Source organism: Pseudomonadota bacterium (assembly GCA_010028905.1).
Taxonomy (GTDB): domain Bacteria; phylum Vulcanimicrobiota; class Xenobia; order RGZZ01; family RGZZ01; genus RGZZ01.
Genome location: RGZZ01000800.1, coordinates 1 through 1435 on the forward strand (window position 1 = coordinate 1; position 1435 = coordinate 1435).

1 protein-coding gene is annotated in these 1435 nt (G+C 66.8%); it reads left to right on the forward strand.

The window, feature by feature from the left end:
- Positions 1-1435: HAMP domain-containing protein (locus EB084_25410; GenBank protein ID NDD31603.1), on the forward strand; the 1435-nt coding region annotated here is incomplete at both ends.

A 1435-nucleotide genomic window follows, 5' to 3' on the forward strand; every position in this document is an offset into this window, starting at 1 on the left:
GAGGCCCAGCAGCGCGCCGTCGCCATGGCCAGGGTGCTCTCATCGAGCAGCGCGCAGGCCATCGCGACCCTCAACACCCACGATCTCCAGCTCTCGGTCGACAGCCTCCGCACGCTCCGTGACGTCACCAACGTGCTCGTGCTCAACGAGGCGGGCGGCATCGAGGCCAGCCCCGAGATCGCCGATGTGGGGCATACCTGCGACGATCCCATCGTCACGCAGGTGCTGCACGGTCCCGCCGTCGCCGAGCCCACCGTGGAGACCGACGAGAAGAAGGGCACGTTGCAGGTTGCCGCCCCCATCGTCATCAACGGCAAGGTGAAAGGCGCGGTGAGCGTGACCCTGTCGCTGGCCAGCCTTCGCGCCGCGGTTGCCCAGAGCCGCGGATACGTATTGATCCTCACCGGCCTGCTCATCGTGGTGGCGCTCGTGTTCATGCTGGTGGTGGCGCACTGGTTCACCGGTCCCATCCTCCGCCTGGCCCGGGTGGCCCGCGCCATTGCCGCGGGCGATATCGAGCGACGGGCCACGGTGCGCGGCGGCGATGAGATCGGTGTGCTGGGCGACGCCTTCAACGAGATGGCCGAGCGGCTGCGTGGCCTTATGGAGAACGAGCGCGCCGCGCACGAGAACCTCCAGGGGCGGGTCAGTGAGCTGCTCGAGCGAGCCGACCGGGTGGCCGGGGGCGATCTGGAAGGGGCCGAGGCGCCCGAGTCACCAGACGAGATGGGACGCCTCGCCGCGGGCTTCAACGACATGGTGCGCAACCTCCGCCACCACACGCGCATCCAGCAGGCAACCTTGTTCGAGCTCGAGGAGAGCCATCGCGCCCTGGCCGAGGCCAACCGCCAGCTCAAGGAGATGGACCGCCTCAAGAGCGAGTTCCTCAACACCGTCTCGCACGAGCTTCGCACCCCGCTCACCTCCATCAAGGCGTTCTCCGAGATTCTCCTCGATACGGGCGCTGACGATCCGGACAGCCTGCACGAGTTCCTCGGCATCATCAATCAGGAGAGCGACCGCCTCACGCGTCTCATCAACAACCTGCTCGATCTCTCACGCATCGAGGCCGGTCGCATGCAGTGGGACATGATGCCGGTCGATCTACGTGAGATCGGTGAGTCGTGTGCCGCTACGGCCCGCGCGCTTGCAGACAAGGGCGGTGTCGCTCTCGCGGTGGAGATCGCAGAGCCTCTGGTGGTGGTGGGCGACCGAGACAAGCTGTTCCAGGTGCTCACCAATCTGCTCTCGAACGCCATCAAGTTCACGAAGGCGGGCGGGTGCGTGACCCTCTCCGGCCGTCGCGTCGGCGCGCACGTCGAGGTGGTCGTGCGCGACAGCGGCATCGGGATTCCGAAGGAGCATCACGAGCGAATCTTCGAGAAGTTCGCCCAGGTCGACACCTCGTCGACCCGTGAGATCAAGGGCTCGGGTC